Origin of the sequence: Staphylococcus sp. GDY8P54P (assembly GCF_017892645.1) — a bacterium.
Lineage (GTDB): Bacteria > Bacillota > Bacilli > Staphylococcales > Staphylococcaceae > Staphylococcus > Staphylococcus ureilyticus.
Genome location: NZ_JAESLN010000029.1, coordinates 125911 through 148844, shown reverse-complemented (window position 1 = coordinate 148844; position 22934 = coordinate 125911). Strand labels below are relative to the sequence as shown.

General features: G+C 33.2%; 21 protein-coding genes. 15 read left to right on the top strand and 6 right to left on the bottom strand.

The window, feature by feature from the left end:
* Positions 1–147: 147 nt before the first annotated feature.
* Positions 148–1215 carry an acyltransferase family protein gene (locus KA883_RS10385; RefSeq protein ID WP_046207223.1) on the bottom strand — a complete coding sequence of 356 codons (1068 nt, stop codon included), beginning with the start codon at positions 1213–1215 and terminating at the stop codon, positions 148–150.
* A gap of 229 nt (positions 1216–1444) precedes the next feature.
* Here KA883_RS10385 and KA883_RS10380 point away from each other — a divergent pair, with 229 nt between their 5' ends.
* Entirely contained in the window at positions 1445–2287 is an 843-nt protein-coding gene (locus tag KA883_RS10380) for a sialate O-acetylesterase (protein ID WP_046207224.1), read from the top strand.
* A 128-nt stretch (positions 2288–2415) separates the two neighbouring features.
* Here the strand turns inward: KA883_RS10380 and KA883_RS10375 are convergent, their stop codons facing one another.
* Positions 2416–2721 (bottom strand): monooxygenase, encoded by a 306-nt coding sequence (locus tag KA883_RS10375; RefSeq protein ID WP_040029905.1) that lies wholly within the window; start codon positions 2719–2721, stop codon positions 2416–2418.
* 270 nt (positions 2722–2991) lie between these two features.
* On the opposite strand from KA883_RS10375, the gene isaB reads away from it, so the two are divergent.
* The 3 genes from isaB to cidR all read left to right on the top strand — a co-directional run bounded on the left by isaB (position 2992) and on the right by cidR (position 5722).
* Positions 2992–3579, top strand: a complete 588-nt coding sequence (gene isaB, locus KA883_RS10370) for an immunodominant staphylococcal antigen IsaB family protein (RefSeq protein WP_046207225.1) — start codon at positions 2992–2994, stop codon at positions 3577–3579.
* A gap of 376 nt (positions 3580–3955) precedes the next feature.
* Positions 3956–4804, top strand: a complete 849-nt coding sequence (gene bla, locus KA883_RS10365; RefSeq protein WP_052722088.1) for a class A beta-lactamase — start codon at positions 3956–3958, stop codon at positions 4802–4804.
* A 42-nt stretch (positions 4805–4846) separates the two neighbouring features.
* On the top strand, positions 4847–5722 hold the full coding sequence (gene cidR, locus KA883_RS10360) for a cidABC operon transcriptional activator CidR (protein ID WP_046207226.1): 876 nt from the start codon (positions 4847–4849) through the stop codon (positions 5720–5722).
* A gap of 443 nt (positions 5723–6165) precedes the next feature.
* Here the strand turns inward: cidR and KA883_RS10355 are convergent, their stop codons facing one another.
* On the bottom strand, positions 6166–7110 hold the full coding sequence (locus KA883_RS10355; protein WP_064209878.1) for a LacI family DNA-binding transcriptional regulator: 945 nt from the start codon (positions 7108–7110) through the stop codon (positions 6166–6168).
* A gap of 145 nt (positions 7111–7255) precedes the next feature.
* Here KA883_RS10355 and eda point away from each other — a divergent pair, with 145 nt between their 5' ends.
* From eda to KA883_RS10305, 10 genes are all read left to right on the top strand, one after another.
* Positions 7256–7873, top strand: coding sequence for a bifunctional 4-hydroxy-2-oxoglutarate aldolase/2-dehydro-3-deoxy-phosphogluconate aldolase (gene eda / locus KA883_RS10350; RefSeq protein WP_046207228.1), 618 nt, complete (start codon positions 7256–7258; stop codon positions 7871–7873).
* Positions 7874–7875: 2 nt separating this feature from the next.
* Entirely contained in the window at positions 7876–8847 is a 972-nt protein-coding gene (locus KA883_RS10345; protein ID WP_046207229.1) for a sugar kinase, read from the top strand.
* Between the two features lie 28 nt (positions 8848–8875).
* On the top strand, positions 8876–9913 hold the full coding sequence (locus KA883_RS10340; RefSeq protein WP_073343537.1) for a TRAP transporter substrate-binding protein: 1038 nt from the start codon (positions 8876–8878) through the stop codon (positions 9911–9913).
* Complete coding sequence (locus tag KA883_RS10335; protein ID WP_210139973.1) at positions 9888–10397, top strand: TRAP transporter small permease; 510 nt, start codon at positions 9888–9890, stop codon at positions 10395–10397. Before KA883_RS10340 ends, KA883_RS10335 begins: the two co-directional genes overlap by 26 nt.
* On the top strand, positions 10394–11689 hold the full coding sequence (locus KA883_RS10330) for a TRAP transporter large permease (protein ID WP_046207232.1): 1296 nt from the start codon (positions 10394–10396) through the stop codon (positions 11687–11689). Before KA883_RS10335 ends, KA883_RS10330 begins: the two co-directional genes overlap by 4 nt.
* A 15-nt stretch (positions 11690–11704) precedes the next feature.
* The gene (gene uxaC, locus KA883_RS10325) at positions 11705–13111 is read left to right on the top strand and encodes a glucuronate isomerase (protein WP_040029914.1); all 1407 of its coding nucleotides are present in this window, start codon (positions 11705–11707) and stop codon (positions 13109–13111) included.
* A 2-nt stretch (positions 13112–13113) separates the two neighbouring features.
* Positions 13114–14145 carry a mannonate dehydratase gene (uxuA, locus tag KA883_RS10320; protein WP_046207233.1) on the top strand — a complete coding sequence of 344 codons (1032 nt, stop codon included), beginning with the start codon at positions 13114–13116 and terminating at the stop codon, positions 14143–14145.
* Positions 14145–14966: an SDR family oxidoreductase gene (locus tag KA883_RS10315; protein ID WP_046207234.1), complete on the top strand. Its 822-nt coding sequence runs from the start codon at positions 14145–14147 to the stop codon at positions 14964–14966. The genes uxuA and KA883_RS10315 overlap by 1 nt, the downstream gene beginning before the upstream one ends.
* 177 nt (positions 14967–15143) lie before the next feature.
* Positions 15144–15590 (top strand): MFS transporter, encoded by a 447-nt coding sequence (locus KA883_RS10310; protein WP_046207235.1) that lies wholly within the window; start codon positions 15144–15146, stop codon positions 15588–15590.
* A 281-nt stretch (positions 15591–15871) separates the two neighbouring features.
* Positions 15872–16945, top strand: coding sequence for a YkvI family membrane protein (locus tag KA883_RS10305; protein ID WP_046207236.1), 1074 nt, complete (start codon positions 15872–15874; stop codon positions 16943–16945).
* A 71-nt stretch (positions 16946–17016) separates the two neighbouring features.
* Here KA883_RS10305 and KA883_RS10300 read toward each other — a convergent pair whose 3' ends face one another.
* From KA883_RS10300 to KA883_RS10290, 3 genes are all read right to left on the bottom strand, one after another.
* Positions 17017–18192, bottom strand: a complete 1176-nt coding sequence (locus KA883_RS10300; protein WP_438873267.1) for an Nramp family divalent metal transporter — start codon at positions 18190–18192, stop codon at positions 17017–17019.
* Between the two features lie 61 nt (positions 18193–18253).
* Entirely contained in the window at positions 18254–19198 is a 945-nt protein-coding gene (locus KA883_RS10295) for an agmatinase family protein (protein ID WP_046207238.1), read from the bottom strand.
* Positions 19199–19422: 224 nt separating this feature from the next.
* Entirely contained in the window at positions 19423–20667 is a 1245-nt protein-coding gene (locus tag KA883_RS10290; protein ID WP_046207239.1) for a Glu/Leu/Phe/Val family dehydrogenase, read from the bottom strand.
* An 834-nt stretch (positions 20668–21501) separates the two neighbouring features.
* Here KA883_RS10290 and KA883_RS10285 point away from each other — a divergent pair.
* Positions 21502–22884, top strand: a complete 1383-nt coding sequence (locus KA883_RS10285; RefSeq protein WP_046207240.1) for an amino acid permease — start codon at positions 21502–21504, stop codon at positions 22882–22884.
* Positions 22885–22934: the final 50 nt, after the last annotated feature.

Genomic DNA, 22934 nt, shown 5'->3' with positions numbered 1-22934 from the left:
TAACTGAGGGATGAGAAATAATGCTCAAGCCCAAAATAAAGGACGCATCCATATGAAATGGATGCGTCCTTTTTATATTTAAAAGCCTTCAATTTATACTGTGCTTGTTTATTTGAAATGCCATGTTTATATAGTAACTTTTACACTTTAGCTATGATGTTTATAATTATTGATAACCATAGGCTGTAGTGTATTTCTTCCTACAACAATTCTTATATATGGAATAAAAGATAGTATTATCGCTAATCCAATACAAAATCCAAGTGTGAAAATAGAACTTAAGATTAAAAATAGTGGTGGGAATGTAACAAATGATGCTAGCGATCTAGAAATAAAATCTACAATGATTTGGTGTGCTAAGTATATGAAAAATGATATTTCGCTTATTAAAAACACAAATACTAAATTAAACCGAGTTAAAAATTTAGATAAATAGACGATAAATACAAAACTGATTGCAGAAAATAAGACTAAATCAAATCGATTAGACTCATTTAGATGTACGTCTAAATAAGAAAAATTAAATGCCATATAGGATAAAGCCAATAGCCAAATCAATAGAAGCCAAACTAAATGACGCTTTAAAAAATGAATAACAGTATCATAATATTTACCGAAGTAGAAACCAACAACAAAGTAAAATAGCCAATATAAAATAATGGTTCTACTGAATAAAGGATAAAAATCCCAGAATTCAAGATAAGCAGTACTGTAATACATTAAATAAGAATGTCCAAAACTAATGATAAAGGTAACAACAAGTACAAAAATAGGATTGGCTTTACTCAATAATTTATAAAATAAGCGATGTAATATATAAAACTGAAAAATAACAAGTACAAACCATCCGAAAAATTTACCTTCCACTACGATATTTAAAAAGATTTCCCAAAATGATTTATCTGAATTATCACCAAGAAATAGTCTAAAAGTGATAAATAAACCAAATATAGCATAAGGAATTAAAATAAATTTCATGCGCTTAAGTAAAAAGTTTTGCGGAATTTTAGTTGAATATCGCATACCTAATAATGTTTCGGACAAAATAATAAAGCAAGGTGTTGCAAATAATAAAATAACTTGTAAAAAACTATAAAATGATTTTTCAAATTGTGAAATGTGATAATCGTTTACTAAACCGGTTAAACAATGGACGATGACTATTGCGATACAAAATATCGCTCTAGCATAGGTGAGTTCCATTTTCCTCTCCAAAATAAAAACTCCTCTCAAAATCCATTCCATAATATGATAATTAGTATTAAAAGTAAAGTTTATATGAATTTATTTTTATAATAATTATATATAAAGCGTAGCACTTTCTAATATGAAATTTGGGTAAGTTTAAGAAAAAAATGATATGCTTACATATATTTAAAATATTCACTGAAAAATAGCTACTAGCAGTTAATTAAAAAACTAAAAAATTGAAAGGAACAACGTTATGAAATCAATCTTACTAATTGGTCAATCAAATATGGCAGGAAGAGGATTTTTAGATAGTGTAAATCCCATCATTGATGAACGTATTTTTATGCTTAGAAATGGTAGATGGCAAATGATGGAAGAACCGATACATAGCGATCGTTCTGTCGCTGGTATTGGACCAGCTGCATCGTTTGCAAAGCAATGGCTCGATGATCATCCAAATGAAACAATAGGGTTCATTCCATGTGCTGATGGAGGTACTTCTATTGAAGAATGGTCAGATGAAAGTATGCTGACGCGGCATGCTGTAAGTGAAGCGAGATTTGCTATGGAAATGTCTGAATTGATTGGTGTTTTATGGCATCAAGGTGAAAGTGATAGTCAAAATAATAAATTTCAAACATATGAAACAAAATTATCACATCTCATTGATTATTTTAGAGAAGCACTTGAATTGCCTAAACTTACTTTTGTCATTGGATTGTTAGGAACGTTTTTAGGAAAAGAAGGGTTTGGCGCTAGTGCTACAGAGTATCAAGAAATTAATAACAGTATCAAGAACGTCGCGCAGAAACAACATGATTGTTACTTTGTTACAGCAGAAGGCTTAACGGCAAATCCAGATGGTATTCATATAGATGGATTCTCACAACGCTTGTTTGGGATTAGGTATTATGATGCATTTTCAAAATCAAAGGACGTCGTCAATCCTTTAGATAATGAGAGCGAAAGAGAACAAGATTTATATAAAACTGAATTTACTAAGCATGAACAAATGTATATGCTTGTGGCTAGGTTATCTAAAAATGAAATCACCTATCAAGCGTTTATCAATGACATGTCACAACTGAATAAATAATGATTTGGAAAATTATTATTTTTAAAAATATTTATTTTTTCGTTCAATCTATGTCTAAAAAGCCTTTCAAAACACACGAGATGTGTGTACATTTGAAAGGCTTGTTGTATTTTATCATCCCAATACGGTTATGTTAATCGTCCATGTGTGATTTTAGTAAGTGCGTCATTTGTAGCAAATATTTTAGCATTTACAGTTGGGACACCCATGGATTGTAGGCGCTCACTATGCATGTTTAAATAATTTTTAGCATTTTTGTAACTATCAAATGCATAAATGCCACCCGCTTCTTTTTCATCAGCATTTTCTGTCCAAATTTTCCATAAAAAACCTGGTTCTCCATTTATAGATTTCGCTAAATCAGCGAATTGTCTGGACATCTCTTGTCCAAAAGGACCATCGATTGGAAAATCAACTTGTAAAATATAGATCATGATAAACCATCCTTTTTAAATTATTTATTATGTTTACTATACCAATTAAAAATACATTGCAGTATGGTTTTAGCTCAAGCACTTTTCTAATATGAACAATCAAATGTTTAACATAACATCAAAGCTATATCGATAAAGTATTTTTATATATAATTTGTACTAATATTTACAAAAGTGTAATATTACTTGAAAATAAAACGGAGAGGTGTATGATGAAAGTAAACAATTACACTTTGCATATGGAAGACTACAAATAAGGAGTGATTTATTATGCGGAAAGTTGGAAAGTTAATTTCAGCAACTGTCGTTGTATCTACACTGGTTGTCGGTTCTTCAGCAGCATATATCTCAACGAGTAGTCCAACAGCGCAAGCAGCAGAGCAAGTCCAAAAGTGGGGACACGGTGAAGGTGGCGCAAGCGGTGCAAATAGTGAAAATGGTGTTCGTTCACAAGCACAAACAACACCTTGGTATAATTACGAAGGTTATACAACATATGATCCAACTTTTACACAAGATTATAACTTCGTACGTGCTTTAAAATATGACAATGTTACGATTGATGGTTATAAAGTTGACACTAATGCCAAGAAAGAATTTGATCATTCTAAGAAAATTTATGATACAAGCGTAGAATTTAATAGTGACAATGAAGTGGTGCAACTTACTTTCTTCACAAAACCTGATTCAGTATCTAAGTCAACATTTAAGAAGGCTCATACTTCAAATGAAATCATAGGAGAAGGTAAATTAGGCAATAAAGATGGCACTTATGTGAAATATGAAACAAATAATGGCTTTTATACTGCTTTCTTTGATCAAAATGATAATTTGGTGGAAATAACAATCGGTCAGTAGTTTAAATAGTATTAATAAAGTTAAGATTCAACTCAGAGATGATTTGAAATCGCACGTTTTTGAGATTATAGCAACAGTTACTTTAATTGAAATTGTATGCTTTGGCTGGGGCAAATTAAATGTCTCAGCCTATTCTGTTGTATAGTCAATAAAATAAAGTATTCATTAAGAGTGAATGTAGCAGATTTTGTTGATGAAATGCTTAATTGCAGTATTTTTAAATTTTATAGTTACTGAAGTATATATTTAGTCCCAATTATTTCTACTCGTTAATGGTTAGGCGTAATAAAGATAATTGTGTTTTGTTATATTTATGATTATAGTTAAACGTAAGTATAGCGTATTGCTTTCAAATCTGAATAGGGGGATTGAAAACTTGAAAAAATTCTATTTAAGTGTTTTGTTTGGGCTTTTTTTACTCACAGTGACAGGAAAGGTCGCTGATGCAAAAAGTTTTGATCAAATAGAACAAGATAATGATACAATTGTAGGGGTTTATGGTGTCAATACAGCTAATGGCAAAGTGGTACAGCACAGATCAGGTGGACGGTTTGCATTTGCATCTACATATAAAGCAATTTCAAGTGGTATATTATTACAAAACACGCCAACGTCAGAACTAAATAAAAAAATAGCGATATCCAAAGATGACATTGTCGCTTATTCACCCGTCACTGAAAAATATATCGGCAAGCAAATGACGTTAAAAGCATTAATAAAAGCTTCTATGTTGCAGAGTGATAATACAGCTAATAATAAAGTCATCGAAGAAATAGGTGGAATTAAAGGATTTCAACAAGCACTCATACATCGTGGAGACCATATATCTAATCCACAAAGACTCGAACCAGATTTAAATTTATATGATCCACAAAGTACAGATGATACAACCACACCTAAAAGAGCTGCAACAACGTTAAATCATCTTCTACAGAGTGAAAATATGAGCAAAGCTAACCTTGAATTACTAAAGCATACAATGATTCATAATGAAACTGGAGATACGTTAATAAAAGCAGCTGTATCTAAGGATGATGTTGTAGGAGATAAAAGTGGTCAAGGTTTAACCTATGGTAGTCGAAACGATTTAGCTTTTATATATCCAAAAAAGCAAAATAAGCCAATTATTCTTGCTATTTACACGAAAAAATCAGATAAAGATGCGAAACCTGATGATAAAGTTATTCAAACAGCGGCAGAAACAGCTATTAAGTCATTAAAATAAATTCAAGTAAGCGAAACTTAGATTGGTGCAGAGGGGTTAAACATGGAAATAAAGCAAATGAAATATTTTGTAGAAGTTGTGAAAAATGGGGGGATGACACAAGCATCCGAGCATTTATATATTGCGCAATCTACAATAAGTAAAAATATTAAAAGTATTGAAGACGAATTTAATATCACTTTATTTGATAGAAGAAAAAAGCATATTATTTTAACGGATATCGGCCAGATTTTTTATGATAAATGCGTGGAAGCTTTAGCGGTGCTAGATGATTTATCATTAGAAATGGGAGATGTAACAAATTTAGAAAAAGGCCATATTAGAGTTGGTATATCAGCAATTATGAACGTGAGACTTTTTACAGAAAGTTTAAATCATTTTCATAGTAAATATCCAAAAGTGACATACGAAGTTATTGAAGGTGGAGGCAAAGCTGTAGAGTCTTATTTAAATAATGATGAAATTGATGTTGGCATTACTACGTTACCTGTAGATAATGATATCTACCATGCTATCCCACTATATAATGAAAAGTTATTGCTAGTCGTAAACAAAGATGCGATGCTTGCGAAACAAGGATCAGTCTATCTAGGTGATTTGAAAAATGAACGTTTTATTATGTTTCATGATGATTACTATTTAAAAGATCAAATTATTGAAAGTTGTAGAAAAGTTGGTTTTCATCCAAAAACGGTCGCTAAAATGTCTCAAATTACTTTTATTGAAAATATGATCCGAGATGGCATCGGTGTGAGTATATTACCAGAAAGTATCGTAAATATTTTAAATGAAGACCTTGTGGGTATAGAAATTTCAGGTGCAGATGTGTCATGGAATTTGGGAGTTATTTGGAAAAAAGATAGCTATATGAATTATGTAACTCATGAATGGATTAAATTTTTAAAAGATACTAGATAATGATGCTTAATAAAGTGATTATAGTTTATGAAATATGTATTCCATAACAGAATGTTATATATTCCAACTATGTATTTTAATCATATTTCAGTGCGTAATATAATAGACATATAGAGGTAGTAAGTACTGATGATTAATAGAAGAATAAAAGTTAAAACATTTATGATAATCCCTAGCGCCAAAATATTAACTATATAAGCGTTTCATAATTTAAAGCTCATAACAAATTTATATAGAATTTAACTAATATAATAACTCTCCCCATTCATTCACTAAAATAAGGACACCCTATTCTTATTCATTATTATATTATTGAGCAATGATATTTAAAAACTAAGCTTATCTTCTAAATCAGTACAGTTTAATAAACGACCCTCTTGTCAAACATCAAACAAACATATAAACATGCCCAAACCTTAGCAATAGGTTTGGGCATGTTTATTTTAAATGTTTTTTTGTATTTTAGGATGAAGATGATAGGCCGACTCAGTTGCTTCATCTTTAATAACTTTATCTAAAGTTGCTACAATCGTTTGAGCAATTTCAGCGGTTGGAACGCCAATCGCGTTGACTGGGTAATCTAATTTTTTAATTTGAGGGATATTGTCATAAGAATACAAGATAGGGTGATCTTGTGGTCCTAGTGCATTTATTGTACCGACTGTTATATCATAGCTGCCACAAATCACGCCTGGTGCAAGTGCGTGTGTTTGTAAAAATTGTTTAACGGCAGATTCCGTTTCAATTGCATTCAAACTTGTAGAATCAATGATACGATAATTTATCTTGTGTTTGTCACAATATTGAGCAATCGCTTCTTTTTTTGCGATTTGACGTGTATCATTTGTATGTATATCACCAATATAATCAATGTGATCAATGTCCTGATCGACCAATGCTTCAATTGCCATGATCATCGCTTCTGAATGGTTTACGTTTATAATCGGATAAGGGATGTCACGATCGACACCATAGGCAACGACTGGGACATTGTTATAAATTTCTGGAGATAAGTTTGTTGCGTCACCTTCATCAAAAATGACGATACCATCACAACCGAATTCAACAAATTTTTTCGAAGCGGCAGCGACATCGTCTATCGACACAAACATGACATAACCTAAATCTTTGATAGCGTGATTGATTTCTGAAATAAGGTGTGTAACCGCTACACGATCTACAGAAGGCCAGATTAATCCAATTGTGCCACTTTTCTTTGAAACAAGTGCTCTAGCAGAATGATTAGGTATATAATTCATTTCTAAAGCTTTTTGTTGAATTAAATTTTTGGTTTTTGGTTTTACGAGATGAGAATTTTTAAGTGCTTTACTAACTGTGGAATAGCTGACACCACAGGCTTCAGCAACATCTTTTAAAGTTACAGCCATAAAATTTCTCCTTGAAATTGATTGATTTAAATGCAAATTAATTATACCATAGAGATAAGCATTACAATATTTTTTTGTACAAAAATAACAACGTTGTTATTTTGAAAGGTATTGTAATTGATATCATTTTTGAGGGGTTGAAGACATGGATTCAATGAATACAATGAAAGAGATTCAACAAGGCAAACACATTGCTGTCATGCGGACTGAAGATGCAAAATCTTTTTTAGATATTGCACATACCATTATTGATAAAGGCCTACACACAATTGAGGTTACTTTAACAACGCCGAACGCTATAGAAATTATAGCTGAATTATCAAAAAGAGACGACGCATTGATTGGTGCAGGAACAGTGTTAGACAGTATTTCTGCACGTACTGCCATTTTAAATGGTGCGAAATTTATCGTTAGCCCATCTTTTGATAAAGAAACAGCGAAAATCGCTAACTTATATGATGTGCCATATATTCCGGGCTGTATGACTGTTAAAGAAATGGTTGAATCATTACGTTATGGTTGCAAAGTCCTTAAATTATTCCCAGCGACGCAATTCACACCTAAGTCAATTAAAGATTTCAAAGGGCCATTACCACAAATTGAAATTGTGCCTACAGGTGGCGTTGGTAAAGAAAACCATAAAGCATGGTTAGATGCTGGAAGTTTTGCAGTTGGCATTGGAAGCGAAATAACAAAAATTTATCAACAAGAAGGAAAAGATGCTTTAGAAAGATATATTTCAGAAATAAAAAGTGAGGTATAACAATGACGGTCTATGGTTTTGGTGAAGTATTATTACGTTACACGCCACCAAATTATGAACAGTTGAAAGATGCCAATACGTTTAAAGTAAATGTTGGTGGTGCAGAATTGAACGCACTTGTGACACTAGCACAATTTGGACATACGACTGAAATGTTAACGGTATTACCCAATCACGCGCTAGGACATTTAGCATTACAAAAAATGTTTCAAACACGTGTAGGTACTGCTTCAGTGAAATATAATAATGGCCGAATTGGTACATATTATATGGAAGAGAGTTTCGGCTTTCGTAGTGGCAAAGTGATTTATGATCGCGAGCATTCAACATTTGCGAATCATGGTGAAGATGTAATGGAAGAAATCAATGCTCAAAGTGGAGATTTCTTTGTATTTACAGGTATTACGTTAGCTGTAAATAAAATGATTCGTCATCAAATTGTCGATGTATTAAAGCAACTAAAGCAACAAGGCGTTAACATAGTGTTCGATATTAATTTTAGAAGTAACTTATGGTCAAAAGAAACAGCAGTACCAATAATAAAGTCAATTTTACCATTTGTCGATGTTCTATTTTTTGGAAAAAAAGATGCTACACATTTGCTTGAAACTAATGATTTAGATGATGATATACAGTCATGTGCAAAAACAATTCAATCCGAATACGACATTGATTTGATGGCTTCAAGTAATAGAAATATAGAACAAAGTACATTACAAGGTATTATGCTGACAAAAGAAAAATATATTGAAGGCCAAGCATATACTTACACTGTTTTAAACAGAATCGGTGCTGGTGATGCATTTATGGCAGGTGTATTACATGGATTGAATAAAGCATGGCAACCAGAAGATACAGTAGATTTTGCAACAAAATGTTCTGTTCTACAACATACGACAAATGAAGATGCACTAAGTGTACAAGAAAGTGATGTATTTAATTTATCAACGCATTTTGGAGAACTGAAACGATAAAAATTGCAATATAAGGGGTATAATCTTTATGAAGAAATTCACACTCCTTCTTGTAAGCGCATTCTTTGCGATGGGGATGGTATCGATGTTGCTTACAAATAAGGAGACAATTGCTAAAACAAAGACAAAAGAGATCATGTTAGCGCATAATCAGCCAACGGAACATCCTGTCCATAAATCTTTAAAAATTTTTAAAGATAGATTAGAAAAAGAATCACATGGTCAAATAAAAGTGAATATTTATCCGAATGGTCAGCTCGGTAGTGAGCGTGAAGCAATAGAAATGACACAGACGAATGCAATTCAAATGACTAAAGTTTCGGCTGGGGCATTGGAAAGTTTTTCGCCAACGTATTCATTATTTAATATGCCGTATTTATTTGAGTCAGAAGAAAATTATCGACACGTAATGAAACGTAAAAACGTACAAGACGCTTTCTTTAAATCGACAGGGGACCAAGGATTTTTAGGTATTACTTATTATGATGCAGGTATGCGTAATATCTACACGAAAGACAAAGAAATCAAAGACAACAAAGATTTGAAAGGCTTGAAGATTCGTGTTCAGCCAGGCAAGACAAGTGTAGATTTAATTAAATCGTTAGGTGGCACGCCAACACCGATGGATTATGGTGAAGTGTATACTGCAATGCAATCAGGTGTTATTGATGCAGCAGAAAATAATGAAACATCTTTAACAACGAATAACCATGGTGAAGTTGCAAAAAATTATTACTACACAGAACATGCAACCGTACCTGATATTTTAATCATGAACAAAGAGACCTATGACAGCTTGACGAAACAACAACAAAAATGGTTAGAAGATGCAGCAGATTATTCCACAAAAAAACATGAAGTAATTTGGGATAAAGCAGTGAGCGATGCTAAAAAAACAGCGACAGAAAAAATGGACGTGAAGTTTCACGATGTAGACAAATCTACATTTAAAGCGACTTCAAAACCTCTTCAAGATGAATTTAAAAATAATCCGGATACGAAAGCGGATTATAAACTAATCGAGAAGGAGGAACAGCGCTATGAAAAGAGCAAAGCAAATCATTGATAAATTGTTGTTAACACTAGCTGGTATAACGCTTTTTGTTATGGTTATTTTATCGGTTTATCAAGTTGCAACACGCTTTATTTTTAACACACCGAGTACGACGAGTGAAGAAATTGTTAGATTCTTGTTGATATGGTTTGGGTTATTGAGTACAAGCTATGTCTTTGGAATCAAACAGCATATTGCCATTGTATTTATCAGAGAAAAATTGCCTGAGAAAGTACAGTTATACTTGGAAAAGATTTCGGACATTATATTAATTATCGTGGCACTCGTGCTCATGATTTGGGGCGGTTTTGAAGTTGTGAAGTTAACTTGGTCTCAAATCGCGCCGTCAACAGGTTTATCAATGGCTGCAATGTATGGTGCATTGCCAGTTTCAGGAATATTTATTATTTTCTATGCATTTTATAATTTATTTAGTAAAGAGACAATGACTACAATTCAAGCGCGTGATGAGCTTGAAGGCGGTGATGGCTTATGACAATGATTGCGGGATTAGTATTATTCATCACTTTCTTCATCTTTCTTATCATTGGCTTACCGATTGCATTAGCGATTATTTTAAGTTCTATTATTACGCTATTATTGATCTTACCATTCGATGTCACTATCGTAACTGCAGCACAGCGTATGGTTACGGGCATTGATGATTTTACGATGTTAGCGATTCCGTTATTTGTGCTAGCAGGTATCATCATGAATAACGGCGGCATTGCATTTAGATTAGTTAACTTTGCGAAGGTACTCGTTGGCAGATTGCCAGGATCATTAGCGCATACCAACATTGTTGGGAATATGCTTTTTGGTTCCATTTCTGGTTCTAGTGTTGCAGCAGCTGCTGCCATGGGTCGTATCATGGGACCAATGGAAAAAGCGCAAGGTTATAAAAAAGAATATTCAGCAGCAGCAAATATCGCTTCAGCACCTTCAGGTTTACTTATCCCACCAAGTTCACTATTGATTGTTTATTCATTAGTCAGCGGCGGGACATCCATTGCAGCGTTATTTATCGCGGGTTATATTCCAGGAATTCTATGGGGTATTGCTTGTATGATTGTTGCTTATGTCATGGCGAAAAAACAAGGTTATAAAGTATCAGAGAAAATTAGTTGGAAAGATAGATTATTCTTAACATTAGATGCATTACCGAGTTTATTTTTAATAGTAGTAGTGATTGGTGGTATTGTCGGAGGAATCTTTACAGCAACAGAAGGTGCAGCGGTCGCAGTTTTATATTCTGTAGTACTTTCGCTAATTTATAAAAGCTTAAAAATCAAACAATTATCCAACGTTATCAAAGAAACAGCTGAAATTAGCGGTATGATTTTATTTCTAATCACCGCTTCGGCGTTATTTTCACTTGTGATGAGTTATACCGGCTTACCGGAAGCAATATCCAATGGCATTATCTCAATGACTGACAATCCAATTGCACTGTTATTATTAATCAACGTTATTTTATTAGTCATTGGTACTTTTATGGATATTACACCAGCAGTACTTATATTTACACCAATCTTTTTACCGATTTCAGAAGTATTAGGTCTTGATCCCATTCATTTTGGTATCATTATCGCTTTTAACTTATGTATTGGTAATATCACACCACCAGTTGGTAGTGCGTTGTTTGTAGGAGCAAGTGTAGGCGGTGTACGTGTTGAATCAGTATTTAAATATTTAATTCCATATTTTGTAGCTTTAATTATTTTAATGCTAATCATTACTTTTATACCACAATTATCATTATTCCTTCCAAAATTATTAGGATTATAGAAAAGGAGCAATTATATGACTTTAATTAATGACAATTTTTTATTAAATAGTAAAACAGCAGTAAAACTATACCAGAAAGTTAAAGATTTACCGATTTATGATTTTCATTGTCACTTAGATCCAAAAGAAATTTACGAAAATAAAAATTATGATAATATTACACAGTTATGGCTAGGTGGAGATCATTATAAATGGCGTTTAATGAGAGCTTATGGCATTGAGGAAGCTTTTATTACAGGCAGTGTTGATGATTTTGATAAATTCCAAGCATTTATGCATATGTTACCGTATGCGATTGTAAATCCGATGTATCATTGGTGTGCATTAGAATTAAAACGGTATTTTAATGAGGATACAGATTTAGATAAAGTGAATATCAGTAAATTATATAAATCATTAAATAAAAAGTTAGCAAAACCTTCACATACACCACAAAATCTAATTAAGCAAAGTAATGTTAAGGTGGTATGTACGACAGATGATCCATGTGATGACTTAAAATATCATAAATTATTAAACGAAGATAGCAACGTTACATTTAAAGTTATACCTACATTTAGACCGGATAGTTATGTTTTCTTAAATCATGAATCTATCAATACAAAAATTGACCAATTGAATCAAGCGACTGATTGCGACATCCAAGATTTAAATACTTATATTGATGCATTAAAAGCACGTGTACATTATTTTGATAGACAAGGTGCGCGCAGTTCAGACCAAAGTTTTGAAAAGACACCTTTAGTAACAGCAACGGTTGACACAGCAACTGAAATTTATAATGCGCTCAAACGCGGCGAACAAGTAACAGAAACTGAACAATATGAATTAGCAGGTTATATATTAACTGAAATTAGTAAAGTTTATGAAGAATTAGGTTGGGTTGTACAATTCCACCTTGGACCAACAAGAAATAATAACTCAAACATGTTTAAAATTACAGGACCAGATAGTGGTTTTGATAGTGTAGGTGAACAGTTGAGTGCTAAAAAATTAAATGCTTTACTAGATCATCTTGAGCAAAATCATGCATTATCAGATACCATTATTTACCCAAATAATGGCAATGATCATTTAATGGTACAAGCAACTGCAGGGAACTTTACAAATAGTCATCACAAAGTCCAACTCGGTGCTGCATGGTGGTTTAACGATACAAAAGAAGGTATGGAACAACATTTAGTAGAGTATGCTAATGTCGGCTTATTATCTAAATTTGTAGGCATGCTCACAGATTCACGTAGCATGATTTCGTATACACGTCATGAGTACTTTAGAAGAATATTATGTAATTTCTTAGGAGATAGAATTGAAAAAGGTGAGATTCAATTATCAGAAGAAACTATCACTCAAATAGTGAAAGATATTTGTTATAACAATGCAGTAAAATTATTCAAAATAGAAGGCGTTGAGGAGGTATAACCATGGAATTATCATTTCGTTGGTATGGGGAAGATGACCCAGTAACATTAAATAATATTAGACAAATTCCAGATATGAAACAAATTGTTACAGCAATTTATGACATTCCAGTTGGAGAAGTTTGGACTAAAGAAAGAATTGCAGCATTAAAACAGTCAATTGAAGATGCAGGTTTGAAATTTGAAGTTGTAGAAAGTTTACCTGTCAGTGAGGAAATAAAGCTTGGTACAGAGAAACGCGATCAACTCATTGAAAACTATAAAACTTCATTGATTAATCTCGCAGAAAATGGTGTTAAAACAGTAACTTATAACTTTATGCCGGTATTTGATTGGACACGTTCACAATTAGACTATGACTTGTCAGATGGTTCCAATACACTGATTTATAACCATGATCAAATTAAAGATATTGATCCACTAACGACGAATTTAAATCTACCAGGTTGGGATGAAAGTTACTCGCGTGAAGAGATGAATCAACTGATTACATCCTATCGTGAAACCTCAGATGAACAATTATGGGACAATCTGAAATACTTCTTAGATGCTGTGTTACCAACTGCTATCGAACATGATGTGGATCTGGCGATACATCCGGACGATCCACCTTGGCCGATATTTGGCATACCACGTATCATTAAAAACAAAGAAAGCTACGAACGCTTATTAGCTATTAGTAATGATACACATAATGGTATTTGTTTCTGTACTGGTTCATTAGGTTCATTAGCAGAAAACGATTTACCGAATATGATTCGTACATTTGGTGATCACATTCATTTTGTACACATGCGCAATGTTAAACGTATTGGTGATAATTCATTTATAGAAACAGGCCACTTATCTAAAGATGGCTCAGTAGATATGAAAGCTGTTACTGAAGCACTGAGAGATATTGATTACAAAGGGACTATCAGACCTGACCATGGACGTATGATCTGGGGAGAAACAGGTAAAGCTGGTTATGGCTTGTTTGATAGAGCTTTAGGTGCAACTTATATTAATGGCTTAATAGAAGGAGTGAGTAAATAATGGCAACACAATTCAAAGATGTTAATGTCGTTATTACAGGTGCGACAGGTGTGATTGGTTCTACTTTTGTCAAAGCACTTGTAGAAAAAGGTGCTAATGTAGGTATATTAGGTCGTTCAGAAGACAAAATTATAGAATTACAAGATGAAATTGATAAAAATAGACAACAAACTGTAGCGCTCGTTGCAGATGTGCTAGATAAATCAGCTTTAGAGCAAGCGAAACAAACATTCAATGATAAATTTGGTGCAATTACAATACTTATCAATGGTGCCGGTGGTAATCATCCTGATGCGACAACGAATGATGAAATGTACGATAAAGCAGGCGACAAAACGTTCTTTGATCTCACAGAAGAAGGTGTAGATAATGTATTTAAATTAAACTATACTGGAACATTTTTACCATCACAAGTATTCGGCAAAGATGTTGTGGCATCTGAAACAGGAACAATTATCAATATTTCATCTATGAACGCCTTTACGCCGTTGACAAAAATTCCAGCCTACAGCGGTGCAAAAGCTTCAGTAAGTAACTTTACTCAATGGTTGAGCACTTATTTTGCAGGGCAAATTCGTGTTAATGCAATTGCACCAGGATTTTTCGAAACAAATCAAAATAAGGCATTGCTAAGAAATGAAGACGGTTCTTATTCAGAACGTGCTCAAAAAATTCTTTCACAAACGCCAATGGATCGTTTTGGTGTACCTGAAGATATTTTAGGTACATTGTATTGGTTAATGGACCATGATATGAGCGGTTTTGTAACAGGTATTGTGGTTCCAGTAGATGGTGGCTTCTCATCATATTCTGGCGTATAAATTAAATAAAATAAATCAAATAAAAATCAACACTTTCATTGTTATAAGGATGAAAGTGTTGATTTTTTTGTTTGATTGTCTGGTTAACATTGTTGTTATTCTATGTGTCATGGTAAGTAATATTATTGCGATATAATACATCTTCTAATTAGGACGGAAAAAATATTTGCTATCAATATGTTTTATTTAATAGGTATTTTTCCAGCATTATACTTAGTTGAAAAATATGGAAGAAGACCTACTTTGATATGGCCCTTCTTGATTACTGCGCTAGCTTTGTTATCATTAGGTATAGTATCTGGTGGCAACGCTCCATTTTTAATGATACTTGTACTATTTATTATTTACGGTATTTTCAATACAGCTATGGGCAGTCATCAATGGATTTATCCATATGAACTATTCCCTACATATGTACGTGGTACAGGTGGAGGTTTTACTACTACTGTGAGTCGATTAGCATCTGCTTTAAGTACATTTTTCTTTCCGATGATTTTAGAAAATTATGGATTAAGTGTAACAATGTATATTTCATCGGCACTATTATTTATTGGTTTTATACTGTCGATTTATATGGCACCGGAAACAAAAGGGAAAAATTTAGAAGAGGCAGGAGCTATTTAGGTTGAAATTTAAAGTGTTGTGATGTTTTCTAAGCATCGCTAAATGGCCTTGATATGATTGTTATATGTTGAATGAAGTGAAAAGTTGACTAGATGAACTGTACATTCATCCTAGTTACTTTTGTTGGGCGGGACAAAGGAATCTACTAGAAAAGTATGATGTTTGTCTCGCTCTTGTTTGCTTCGACATATGTATTTTTAATCTTTTAGCACAATGATTGTTTGTTTTGAAAACCTGATAAATAGTACATAGTAACTAACTTCGAAGGGGATGTATGATCAATGAGTAAAGATAATAAGGCAGCAGTTAAGACTGCGCTCGCTTATCTTAGTTTTATTGTTGGCGCAGGATTCACAACGGGCCAAGAACTATTACAATTCTTTGTTAACCATGGAAACTATGCATATATTGCAGTAATTCTTACAGGTATTATTGTAACGTTTGCGACTAGGCAAATTTCAAAAATTGGTTATCGCTTGGATGCGAATACATATGAAATTTCATTGAACCATATTTTCGGAAAATATGTAGGTAAGATTATAGATTATTTAACTATTTTCTTTTTATTTGGTTTAACTGTTGTTATGATTGCGGGCGGCGGCTCTGCACTTTATCAAGGATTTGGTCTTCCAATGTGGACAGGTTCATTGGCAATTGTAATTTTACTTTTTATTGTACTACAACTTAGGTTTAATAAAATCATGACAATATTAAGTGTAGTGACACCATTTTTAGTCATCGCAGTTTTAGTGATTGCCGGCTATAATATTATCAATCCTACAATTCCATTTTCAGAGGTAGAACAATACACTAAACCATCTAAAACGTCTAGTTCCGTATGGTGGTGGGATGCAATTGTTTATGGAGGATTAATCATTGGCAATAGCTTTAGCTTCCTAACCATCGTTGGTAGTGATGCTATGAGTCATAAAACAGCACGTAGGGGAGCATTTTATGGTGGCCTATCTTTTAGTATATTGTTATTAATTATGACGTGTGGATTAATGGCTAATATCCACAACGCCAATAGTGTAGATATTCCTACATTATTATTGGCAAATGATATACATCCTTATATAGGTGTATTTATGTCAGCGGTGATGATTGGTGTTATTTTCAATAGCTGTATCGGTATGTTGTATCCATTTTTAAGCAGATTTACACGACCAAGTAGTAAAGGATATGTTGCACTTTTAACAATTTCTTTAATTGTGGCGTTTATCTTAAGTTTTATTGGCTTTGTCGATCTAGTGAATTTCGTGTTTAAAACATTCGGTTATATCGGTCTGTTTATCAGTGCTGCACTATTAGTTAGATGGGTTTATAATAAATTTAGTGAAAAACGTTTAATGTAATCATTAAAAACATAAATAAAAGACGTATAGTAACCAATTTTGTAAATAATTGGACTATACGTCTTTTTTATTTAAGATAGAAAGCTAGTAATTGCGTCGACCAGGCTATAAAGGCCTAAGAAAGTAACGATTAAAACGACGACAAGACCGATGATATTAAGCCAAACATTATTAACAAAACGGCCCATTAAATTTTTCTTGTTGATGATAATAAAGATTAATATAGCAACAACAGGTAAAATAATACCATTTAAGGCTTGTGCCACTAACAATACTTCTAATGGTTCAAATCCGAGTGAGGATGTTGTAATACCAATAAGGATAATGACGGTAAAGACAATCTTGTACTTTTTGCTTTCCATACCACCTTTCCACCCTAATAAGCTGCTTATTGTAGCTGCCGCTCCGGTAGGGGAAGCAATCGCTGATGAAAGCCCGGCTGCAAACAAACCAATGCTAATGGCAAAGGGAGCAGCATCGCCTAAAACAGGTCTGAGTGGGCCAGAAAGCTGTATAATACTTTTGACTTCGTCACCACGAATTAATGTGGCAGCAGCAATAAGAATAGCCGCTGAAATAATACCACCAACAGTAATCGAAATAATAGTATCCCAACGCGCAAATTTGAGTTCTTTTATGCCATTAAAACGTTCATGTACCGCAGTGGAGTGAATGAAGAAATTATAAGGAACTACAGTCGTTCCAATTAATGCTATAATAGTTATTATAGAACCGTTCGGAATTGTAGGTACAAATACACCTTTTAAAATACCAAAAATATCAGGCTTAATCACAACCATAGTTGTAATAAAGATGATGCCCATGATGACCATCAGGAAAATCATTATTTTTTCTAAAAATTTATAATTACCAAATAACCCAATGAGTAAAATAATAAAGCCGATGATTGGTGCTACTAGGTTTTCTGGTAAATTTAATAGATATGCTGCACCAAGTGAAGTTCCAATTAAATCGCCACTGATGTAAGCGGCACAACCAATGGTTACAGCTATTAATGTAAACCATACAATGATTAGTTTTCCTACTTTATGAGCGAATAATTCTTGTATCGCTTCGCCTAAACCTTCTCTTGTTACAAGAGATAGTCGAATAATCATTTCTTGGAGCACGATGGTTGCAACGATTGAGAACACAACAGCCCATAACAAGCTATAACCAAACCCCGCACCACCTTGTGTCATCGTTGTAACGGTTCCGGGACCTATAAATGAAGCGGTGATAATCATACCAGGACCGAGAGATTTAATAATCTTCCTTACATTTTTGACCAATGTCATCACCCCTCATTTATTTTGTGTTATTTAAATAATTCACATGTCCCGCAAGTACATATAATACAGCTGTTGAAACGAAGTGGGCAGAGTTCTGGTTAGCGTCTTGCATTGGGTAAACTTCAACATAATCCATACCACATAAGCCTAATGCACCAAACTCATATATCATTGTTAATAGCTCATAAGAACTTAGTCCATTGCCATCTACTGGACCACCTGGATTGAAGGCAAAGTCTAGTACATCACTGCAAATGGTTAAATATACGACATCTACATCTTTACTCGCCTGAGCATAAATATCTCTAGCATATTGTTTTAAATCCTTAGCAGCTCTAATATCATTGATCGTAAGTGTTACTGCACCAGCTTCTTGAGCGTAACGGCCTGTTTCTGGTTTGTTTCTAGGACCATGAATACCTGTATGAATGATACTTTCATTACGTATACCATCTGTTTCATATAGTCTCATGAATGGAGTGTTACGTGCGTAGGGTTCTCCTTCATAATCTGGCATGTTATCATAATGCGCATCCAAATGTATAATGCCCACTTTTTTACCCGTTTCCGCCAGTGACTTCAGAATAGGGTAAGTGACACCATGTTCACCACCAAAACCAACTAAAAATTTCTCGCTTTCCCATAGCTTTTTAGTGAATTTTTCAATATTTTCGTAGCTTTGTTGATTATTGTGCGCAACAAAAGGCACATCACCTACATCGCCCATTGTTAAATGTTCAATAATATCAATATGATTTAATTCTGGTAAATATTGACTGTAACGAGCTGAGCAAACTCTAATTTGCTTTGGACCTAACTCAACGCCAGTATAGTCACCCCAAGTACTTTCACCTTCAAAAGGTGCACCATAAATTATGACATCTGTATCTAAATTATCTGTAGATGTAAGATTTTTACTATTTAAAAAGCATGGTACATTACCATAAATATTGTTTTTCATAATGTATAACCTCCCCTTTGTTGTAAATAAGTATATATTGGATAATTTTTTATTTCAAATAAATTCAGAAAATTCTATTTTTAAACCTTTTGAAAATGAAAATATTTCAATAGGAAAGTATTTTTATATAGAAATTTAGTCTGAGTGTGAAAATTAATGTATAAAAAAATAAGCTGATTCAAATTTGAATCAGCTTGTTGCAACATGGAATAGGGAATAAAGTATTATGCCCAACCACGGAAACGCGTTGCTTCAGCCGTACGTTTTAGACCTACAACATAAGCTGCTAAACGCATATCCATTTTTCTATTTTCTGCTAAATCATAAATTTTATTAAATGCTTCAACCATTTTTTCTTCAAGTTTCGTGATAATTTCTTCTTCAGACCAATAATAGCCTTGATTATTTTGCACCCATTCGAAGTAAGATACTGTAACACCACCTGCACTAGCAAGTACATCTGGTATGATTAAAACGTCGCGTTGGGTTAATATTTTAGTCGCTTCTTGTGTCGTAGGACCATTAGCTGCTTCTGCTACAATTTTAGCTTGAATTAAATGGGCATTTGTTTCTGTAATTTGATTAGATAATGCAGCAGGAATCAAAATGTCGCAGTCGAGTTCAAATAATTTTTCATTAGGAATGACGTCTTCAAATAATGGTGTTACACGACCATGTTGCTCTTTTAATGCTAGAAGATGTTCAATATCCAGACCCTCAGGATTATATAAAGCGCCTCGACTTTCTGATATCGCGACAATTTTAGCCCCTTTATCATGCAAAATTTTAGCAATAAAACTTCCGGCATTGCCAAAACCTTGAATCGCTACACGAGAACCTTCGATATTAATATTTCGATGTTTCGCAGCTTCTTCAATTGTGATTACAGCACCTAGCGCTGTGGCTCGATTACGTCCTTGTGAACCACCTAATGAAAGCGGTTTGCCTGTAATAAATGCAAATGCATTTGAGCGGTTGATTTTACTGTATTCGTCCATCATCCAAGACATGATTTGTGGGTTTGTATAAACATCTGGTGCTGGAATATCACTGGCAGGTCCTACAAATTGTGAAATAGCTTTAACATAACCACGTGATAAACGTTCTAGTTCTAAATTACTCATTTCTCTTGGATCACATATGACGCCACCTTTACCACCACCAAAAGGTAAGTTTGTGATGCCGCACTTCATTGTCATCCACATGGATAATGCTTTCACTTCCTCAACATTCACATCAGGATGGAAGCGGATACCACCTTTGGTAGGTCCTACGGCTTGATTGTGTTGTGCACGATAGCCTTTAAAAGTTTTAACAGTGCCATCATCCATACGTACAGGAATTCGTATTTCTAAAAATCTTAAAGGCTCTTTGACAAGTTCATACATACCATCGTCAAACCCTAATTTATGTAAGGCTTCTTTCATAATTTCTTGAGTCGAAGTTACTAAGTTATTGTTTTCTGTCATGTTTATCTCCTCTATCATTACTTCAATACTTATAAGTTACTTATATATAAATGTTATCGATAATAAGATATAAAATCAATACATAATGACTGAATTTTTATAAAAGTTTGAAAATTCAATTAATACAAAATATATAATTTTTTGGAGAGAAATTGTCTAGTTTTATGCTTGGATAGGGGGTGATTATAGCCGAGAACTTTAAGTGATTGCTTATAGTGTTGAAAAACAGCGTCGTATAATTGATTAATTATACTGAAAAATTAATAGATATAGAAAGGTATATGATGTTGTAGATAGTAAAATTTAATGTTACTTAAATATGAGTAATCGTTTATAGTTACAATCGATTTATAGGGATGAGTAAAGGGATAGTAATGATTAAATACATGTATATCTATTAGAAAGGCTATATTTTTTGTTACACATTGTACTGTGACTTGTCTATCTGAGTTAAGAACTATGCCATAATGTAACTACTTTATTATAGCTATGAAGCATTAAGAGACATACTTTTTTAATATGAATTATTTACAATTACCATAGACTTTAACACACAACGAAGATATAGCACGCAAATATCATGATGTACAATGAAAGTAAAAATAAATAAAATAGTAATTCACTAATAAACTTTATAGTATAAATAAAACAATAGTGTAATAACACATTTTTATTTAAAATAATTTTGAAGAATAGTTGTAATTTTCAGAAAAAAATAATATTATACAATCAAACATTTTTGATTTATAGTATTTTGCAATTTGAAATTAAGGGGTATGATTTTAAGTTCTATATGTTGATTATGTTTTAAAACAAAGGAATTGGAGCAAATTTATGACAAATAAATTAAACAGAGAGTTAAGCAATAGACACATTCAACTTATTGCTATTGGTGGCGCCATTGGTACTGGCCTATTTTTAGGGGCGGGTCAGTCTATCAGTTTGACTGGACCATCGATATTACTCACTTACATAATTGTAGGTTTTGTTTTATTTTTATTTATGCGCGCAATGGGGGAAATGTTACTTGCTAATACGAAATACAAAACATTTGCTGATATAGCTCATGATCAAATTGGAGCTTTTGCTGGTTTTATAACAGGATGGACATACTGGTTAACATGGATAACTTCAGGTATGGCAGAAATTACAGCTGTTGCTAAATATGTAGAATATTGGGTTCCAGATTTACCAAATTGGATTACATCATTAGCTTGTATCTTGATACTCATGACTTTCAACTTAACGAGTACAAAAATGTTTGGTGAGTTAGAATTTTGGTTTGCCATTATTAAAGTTGTGACTATACTAGCACTCATAGTTGTAGGTGTAGTGATGATTATATTTGCGATCCAAACGCCATTTGGAAAAACGAGTATATCTAATATTTATAGTAATGGTGGATTATTTACACATGGTGCTTCAGGTTTCTTTATGTCATTTCAAATGGTTGTTTTTTCATTTACAGGTATAGAAATTCTAGGTATTACAGCAGGTGAAACGAGAAATCCACATAAGACGATACCTAAAGCAATCAATAGTGTGCCTATACGTATCTTATTGTTTTATGTAGGGGCCTTAGCAGTTATGATGTCAATTATTCCTTGGCAAGATATAGATCCGAACAACAGTCCATTTGTCAGCTTATTCGCGTTAATAGGCGTACCATTTGCAGCAGGTTTAATCAATTTTGTAGTACTTACTGCAGCATCATCAGCTTGTAATAGTGGTATTTTTGCGAATAGTAGAATACTATTTGGACTATCAGAAAAAGGTCAAACACACCATTTGCTAATGAAGACGAATCATAGAGGTGTCCCTTTTGTTGCAATACTTGTCACTTGTGCATTACTGTCTATAACTGTACTGTTAAATTATTTTATTCCAAATGCGACTCAAGTATTTTTCTATGTAACGGCAATTTCAACTATTTTGTTAGTTGTTGTATGGATGTTCATCATGCATGCGTATGCAAAATATGTGGAATCAAATCCTAACCATCACAAAGAAAGTCAGTTTAAGTTACCAGGTGGTATTCACACTGCAAGATTTGTACAATTATTCTTTGTCTTTGTGTTGTTGATATTATTTATTGTACCTGACACAAGAATGGGTGTTGTATTATCACCAATATGGTTTATCTTACTGGGGCTTATCTATTTTAATTACACGAAAAAAGAAAGAGCGATTCAATCACAAGTTAAAGAAAAAGTATAATAAAAATAATTTTAGGGAATATAACCAAAGTAATGATTACTGATAGGTTA

What these genes read in the sequence shown, in the direction of transcription:
- KA883_RS10380 (WP_046207224.1), top strand. Translation starts at nt 1,445, where the DNA reads ATGAAATCAATCTTACTAATTGGTCAATCAAATATGGCAGGAAGAGGA.
- KA883_RS10375 (WP_040029905.1), bottom strand. Translation starts at nt 2,721, where the DNA reads ATGATCTATATTTTACAAGTTGATTTTCCAATCGATGGTCCTTTTGGA.
- isaB (WP_046207225.1), top strand. Translation starts at nt 2,992, where the DNA reads ATGCGGAAAGTTGGAAAGTTAATTTCAGCAACTGTCGTTGTATCTACA.
- cidR (WP_046207226.1), top strand. Translation starts at nt 4,847, where the DNA reads ATGGAAATAAAGCAAATGAAATATTTTGTAGAAGTTGTGAAAAATGGG.
- KA883_RS10355 (WP_064209878.1), bottom strand. Translation starts at nt 7,110, where the DNA reads ATGGCTGTAACTTTAAAAGATGTTGCTGAAGCCTGTGGTGTCAGCTAT.
- eda (WP_046207228.1), top strand. Translation starts at nt 7,256, where the DNA reads ATGGATTCAATGAATACAATGAAAGAGATTCAACAAGGCAAACACATT.
- KA883_RS10345 (WP_046207229.1), top strand. Translation starts at nt 7,876, where the DNA reads ATGACGGTCTATGGTTTTGGTGAAGTATTATTACGTTACACGCCACCA.
- KA883_RS10340 (WP_073343537.1), top strand. Translation starts at nt 8,876, where the DNA reads ATGAAGAAATTCACACTCCTTCTTGTAAGCGCATTCTTTGCGATGGGG.
- KA883_RS10335 (WP_210139973.1), top strand. Translation starts at nt 9,888, where the DNA reads ATGAAAAGAGCAAAGCAAATCATTGATAAATTGTTGTTAACACTAGCT.
- KA883_RS10330 (WP_046207232.1), top strand. Translation starts at nt 10,394, where the DNA reads ATGACAATGATTGCGGGATTAGTATTATTCATCACTTTCTTCATCTTT.
- uxaC (WP_040029914.1), top strand. Translation starts at nt 11,705, where the DNA reads ATGACTTTAATTAATGACAATTTTTTATTAAATAGTAAAACAGCAGTA.
- uxuA (WP_046207233.1), top strand. Translation starts at nt 13,114, where the DNA reads ATGGAATTATCATTTCGTTGGTATGGGGAAGATGACCCAGTAACATTA.
- KA883_RS10315 (WP_046207234.1), top strand. Translation starts at nt 14,145, where the DNA reads ATGGCAACACAATTCAAAGATGTTAATGTCGTTATTACAGGTGCGACA.
- KA883_RS10310 (WP_046207235.1), top strand. Translation starts at nt 15,144, where the DNA reads ATGTTTTATTTAATAGGTATTTTTCCAGCATTATACTTAGTTGAAAAA.
- KA883_RS10305 (WP_046207236.1), top strand. Translation starts at nt 15,872, where the DNA reads ATGAGTAAAGATAATAAGGCAGCAGTTAAGACTGCGCTCGCTTATCTT.
- KA883_RS10300 (WP_438873267.1), bottom strand. Translation starts at nt 18,192, where the DNA reads ATGATTATCACCGCTTCATTTATAGGTCCCGGAACCGTTACAACGATG.
- KA883_RS10295 (WP_046207238.1), bottom strand. Translation starts at nt 19,198, where the DNA reads ATGAAAAACAATATTTATGGTAATGTACCATGCTTTTTAAATAGTAAA.
- KA883_RS10290 (WP_046207239.1), bottom strand. Translation starts at nt 20,667, where the DNA reads ATGACAGAAAACAATAACTTAGTAACTTCGACTCAAGAAATTATGAAA.
- KA883_RS10285 (WP_046207240.1), top strand. Translation starts at nt 21,502, where the DNA reads ATGACAAATAAATTAAACAGAGAGTTAAGCAATAGACACATTCAACTT.